This is a genomic window from Streptomyces sp. NPDC002206 (assembly GCF_053593595.1).
This window is the reverse complement of the sequence record NZ_JBSFCW010000084.1, coordinates 1-4,933: the sequence shown is the minus strand read 5'-3', so window position 1 is coordinate 4,933 and position 4,933 is coordinate 1. Positions and strand designations below refer to the sequence as shown.

Genomic DNA, 4,933 nt, shown 5'->3' with positions numbered 1-4,933 from the left:
CGCAGGCTCCTGCGCACCCGCGTCCCCGGCGGGGTCATCAACGAGTACCGATACGCGGCTTGAGCTGCAGCGATGACTTTTCGAGCCCCACAGGGGGCGGCGGTGGTCAGCTGGTGGCTCTGGCGGCGTCCGCGATCAGATTTGCGGTGGTCTTCGGGTGACTGATCATCGCGACGTGGGACGAGGTCGGCACTTCGATGACCTTGCGGAAGTTCGCACGGCTGTACATCCAGCGTTCGGCCGCGGGCGGGATCGCTTTGTCCTGGCCGGCGACCAGTCCCCACGACGGGATCGTCCGCCACGCGGCGGCCTTGGTCGGGTAGGTGAAGGAGTCCGCGTCGAAGGGCCGCTGGGTGGCCTGCAGGAGTCGGAACGTAGCCGGGGACACGTCGGCGGCGAAGGCTGCCTGGCCGTCCTTGCTCAGGTACAGGTCGGTTCCGGTGGTGCCGTCGGGCTTCGTGTAGGGGACCGGAACGCTCACGGGCAGGACCTCGCTGCCGGGGAACTTTTCGATGAGCTCCCCCTGGGTCTCGCCCACATCGGGCACGAACGCCGCGATGTAGACCAACGCCTTGACGTTGCTCTTTCCGGCGGCGGCATTCGTGATGACGGTTCCGCCCATGGAATGTGCGACCAGCACGACCGGCCCGCTGATGGAGTCGAGCAGGCTCCCGATGTACGGGGCGTCGGTCGGGATACCCCGCAGCGGGTTCGACCCCGCGATCGTGGTGTAACCCTGGCCCTGCAGCTCCTGGATGACTCCGTTCCAGCAAGACGAATCGGCGTAGCCGCCATGGACCAGCACGATGGTCGGCTTGGTTCCCGGCTTGGCGTCGCCGGTGGTTGTGGCGGTGGCGCTGCCCGGGGTGAGGAGGGCGGCAGACGCCGCGGCGGCCGCGCCGGTGGCGATCGCTCTGCGACGGGTGAAGGTGGGGCGCTCGGACACGGTTCTCTCCTGCGTCGTGTGCTGGGTTACGGGCGGGCGGAGCGTTGGGCGCGCGGGCGCCGCGCCCTGGGGGACCGCTACGCGTTGCCGTTGCGGCCTTCGGCGGCCTGGGTGATGACGGCGGCCACGGTGGCGGGGCGGGAGACGTAGAAGACGTGGCCGTGTCCCGCAGTGGCGTTGGTGAGGACGATCGGGCGCTGCGGCGGTGCGCCCGATACGAGGGACGCACCCGTCCCGACGAGGGTTCGGGACGGCCGGGGGTCAGGCGCCGGCGGCCTGTTTGATCAGTTCGGCCACCGCGTCGGGCCGGGAGACGTAGACGGAGTGGCTGCCGGGGACCTCCACCGTCCTGGCCCCGGCCCGCTCGGCCATCGCGTGCTGCGCCTGCGGGGGGATCATCCGGTCGTCGGTGGCCACCAGATACCAGGCCGGCTTGGTGCGCCAGGCCGGCTGGGATACCGCCCCGCCCAGCGCGTTCACTCCCCAGGGCACCTGGGAGTCGGCCATGAATGCCGCCGTCCGGGCCGGGAGGTCGGCGGCGAAGGAGGCGGCGAACTTCTCCCGGTCCAGGAACAGGAACCCGTCCTGCGGCGGCAGGATCGGCGGCACAGGGGCTCCGGGCAGCGGCTCGGCGATCAGCGTCCTCACTGACTCGCCCTTGTCCGGCGCGAACGCCGCGATGTAGGCGAGGCGGGCCACGTTGTCGTGGTTGCCGGCCTCGGTGATCACGACGCCGCCGTAGGAGTGCCCGACCAGAATGGCCGGCCCGTCCAGGGTGTCCAGCACCTGCCGGGTCGCGGCGACGTCGCCCTCGAGCGACAGCGTCGGGTTCTGCACGACGCTCACGTGGTAGCCCTCGTCGGCCAGCAGGTCGTACACCCCCTGCCACCCTGAGCCGTCCACGAAGCCGCCGTGGACCAGTACGACGTTCTTGACGTGCGCGTTCCCACTCATCATTTCTCCTGGGTCCGTCGGGTTGATGAGGTCACACGAACCACGCTAGGGGCGGCCGTGGCCGCCTCGATTCCGTCATGCGACGTAGCTAGCGCTAGATGACGTCCCGCAGTTGGAAGCGCGAGGTGACGCCGAGTTTGGGGAATGCCCGGTTGAGGTGGAAGCCGACGGTGCGGGGGGAGAGGAAGAGCCGGGTGGCGATGTCCTTGTTCGACAGGCCCTGGGCCGCGAGCTGCACGATTGCCAGCTGCTGCGGCGTCAGTTCCATGACCGCGTCCTGGCGGTGCGCCTCGGCGGTGTCGACGCCTGCGGCCCTCAGCTCGGCGGCGGTGCGGTGCACCCACGGGGCGGCGCCGAGGCCCTGGAAGAGTTCCTGTGCTTCGTGCAGCGGGGCTCGCGCGTCGGCTGGTCGCTGCTGGCGGCGCAGCCACTCGCCCAGGTCGGCGAGCGCGAGGGCGCGTTCGAACGGCCAGGATTCCCCACCGGGGGTGAACGCCGCCTCCCGCAGCAGTTCCTCGGCCCGGGCGTCGTCGGTGAGGAGCCCCTGTGCCCGGCAGACGATCAGTCGCAGCCGCAGCGAGGTTGTGGCGGGCAGCCAGGCCCGGGACGCGTCGAGCACGGCCCGGGCCTGCTCGGTCCGCCCCATGCGTACGGAGCTCGCGGCCAGGTCGCCCAGCGCATGGAAGGAGCTGTGGAAGTGCACTGGGCTGCCGTCGCTCCGGAAGAGCCGGCTGAGGTGGAAGTAGGCGGTGTCGTGGTCGCCTTCCGCAAGTGCGGCCAGCGCGTGGGCCTGGCGGGTCCGCATCTCGAAGGTGCGGGTGCCCCGCACGTCGAAGTCCCGGGTAGCGTTGGCGATCGTCTGCCGCGCGCGCGAGCTGTCCCCGCGTACGGCGGCGAGTGCGGCGGCCAGGATGTGGGTGCTGACGGTGGCGAGTTCGAGACCGCCGGCGGCGGCCGCGTGTTCCGCCTCGCTCACGCCGGCCAGCGCGGCGGGCCAGCGGCCGACTTCGAACAGGGCGATCGCATGGGCGGAGGCGACCGTCGCGTTCGCTCCCGCCGTGGACGTCAGGCGGTACAGCTCCAGCATGGTCCCGTACAGCTGCACGGCCAACTCGGTCTCGTCCAGCGCCCACGCGGCGGCGCCGAGCATCGAGAACGCATCAAGCGGCAAGTCGGGTTCGGCGGTCGCGTGGCGGAGGTGGGCGAGCGCTTCGTCACGCGCGCCGAGCGGGTCGCAGCCGGCGAGGATCCACGCTGTAGAGGCATCCGGCTCGTGCGGGGGAAGGCGCCGGTAGCGGTCCAGGATGGCGCGGCGGAAGCGCGGGTCGCCGCTGGTGTACGCGACCATGGCCGCGGTTGCGAGTGCTCCCGCCGCCCGTGCGGGGCCTTCGTCCTCCCAGGCGTCGGCCGCGGCCATGAGCCGGTCCATCGCCTCGTCGTGCCGGCTGGTCAGCGCCAGGGCCCAGCCCGCGTGGTAGTCGGCCTGGGCCTTGGCGCCGGGGGTGTCGGCGACGGCCGCGACGGCGGTGGTGAGGTCCGCAACCCAGCGGGGATGGCCGCCGAGCATGGCGAACTCGGCGGCGGCGTTGAGCCGGCGCACCCGGTCGTGCGTGCGCGGGCTGAGCTGGGCGGCCCGCTCCAGGGTCATTGCCGCAGCCGCGTAGCCGCCCCGGCGGCGGGCGCGTTCGGCCGTGGCCTCCAGGGCATCGGCGACGCCGCCGTCCGCGGTGACCGTGGCGGCGGCCCGGTGCCATGCCCGACGGTCCTCGTCGAGGTCAGGCGCGGAGGCGATCAGGCGGTGTGCCCGGGCACGTTCGTCGAAGGAGGCGGCGGACAGCACGGCGGACCGTACGAGGGGATGGCGGAATCGCACCACTCCCTCGCGCAGGATGAGCAGCCCTGCCTTCTCCGCCGCTGACCACGCCTGATCCGCCACGTGTACCAACGGGATCCCGTCATCGGGCGTGGCAGCGGCTCTCGCGGCGCCCTGCGCCGGTCCGGCTGGGTTGTTGCCGTGCCGGCCCGGGTGGCTCGGCAACAGGGCTTTGCCGAGGATCCCCGCCAGAGCGGCCATGTCCGGCAGGTCCGCCACCGCGGCCAGCAGCAGCAGGCGGCGGGTCGGCTCCGGCAGCGCGGTCAGGTCTGCGGCGAAGAGCTGCTCCAGGCGTTCGGTGAGCGGGAGTTCGGCATCCACCGGGTTCTCGCTCAGCAGCCGGATGGATGCGGCGCGGGCGAGTTCGACCAGGGCGAGGGGATTGCCTCCGGCCTGCCGCATGATCTGTCGGCGGATGCGGCCCTGCGGGGGCACGGCGAGGGAGTCGAGCAGCCGCGCGGCCCCGATGTCGTCCAGCTCGTGCAGACGGTGGAGGGTGCTCTGCCGCACCCAGAGCGGGGGTAGTCCCGACGGGCGTGAGGTGAGGAGGAAACCGACCGGCTCGCCCTGGAGACGCCGGGCACACAGGGAAAGCAGGTCCTGGGTGGACTGATCGAGCCACTGCAGGTCGTCGACGATGACGAGCAGAGGGCTCAGCGCAGCCCGGCTGGAAAGGATCCGTACCAGGGCACCGGCGAGCGCGAGCGTGCCGCTGGCGGTCGTCTCTCCCTCGCGTAGGGCGGCTTCGATGATCAGCTGGTCCTCGACGTTGTCGGCGAGGGTGTCGGGCCACGGGTGTACGAGTGCGTCGAGCCCGCTGAAGGCGAGTCGGGCCTGTTCGGGGCTGCCCGCGACCCAACGGGCCCGACCACCGTGGTCCTTGACACGGGTGGCGGCAGCTTCCAGGAGTGACGTCTTGCCGATGCCCGGCTCGCCCAGCAGGAGCAGCGTGCGATCGGCTGCCCCGGCCTCGGGGCTCGTGGTGTCGGCCGACAGCTCGCCGCGCAGTCGGCCGAGGAGGTTGTCGACGGCGTGCAAGGCGTCGGCCCGGTCGATCAGCGATGGCTGTATTGGCGACACCGGCCCCTCCCCGTCTCACTGGGCCGCGACCGGGGGGGGGGGGGTCGAGCTGATCAACCGCGTCGTACGGGTGCAGCGCC

3 protein-coding genes are annotated in these 4,933 nt (G+C 72.0%); all 3 read right to left on the bottom strand.

Annotated elements, in window-relative coordinates; all coding sequences use genetic code 11:
• Positions 1–106 precede the first annotated feature (106 nt).
• The 3 genes from ACWCP8_RS41080 to ACWCP8_RS41070 all read right to left on the bottom strand — a co-directional run bounded on the left by ACWCP8_RS41080 (position 107) and on the right by ACWCP8_RS41070 (position 4,853).
• The gene (locus tag ACWCP8_RS41080) at positions 107–946 is read right to left on the bottom strand and encodes an alpha/beta fold hydrolase (RefSeq protein ID WP_451121656.1); all 840 of its coding nucleotides are present in this window, start codon (positions 944–946) and stop codon (positions 107–109) included.
• Between the two features lie 261 nt (positions 947–1,207).
• Positions 1,208–1,900 (bottom strand): alpha/beta fold hydrolase, encoded by a 693-nt coding sequence (locus ACWCP8_RS41075; RefSeq protein WP_352271025.1) that lies wholly within the window; start codon positions 1,898–1,900, stop codon positions 1,208–1,210.
• A gap of 94 nt (positions 1,901–1,994) precedes the next feature.
• Positions 1,995–4,853, bottom strand: coding sequence for an AAA family ATPase (locus ACWCP8_RS41070; RefSeq protein ID WP_451121654.1), 2,859 nt, complete (start codon positions 4,851–4,853; stop codon positions 1,995–1,997).
• Positions 4,854–4,933 lie beyond the last annotated feature (80 nt).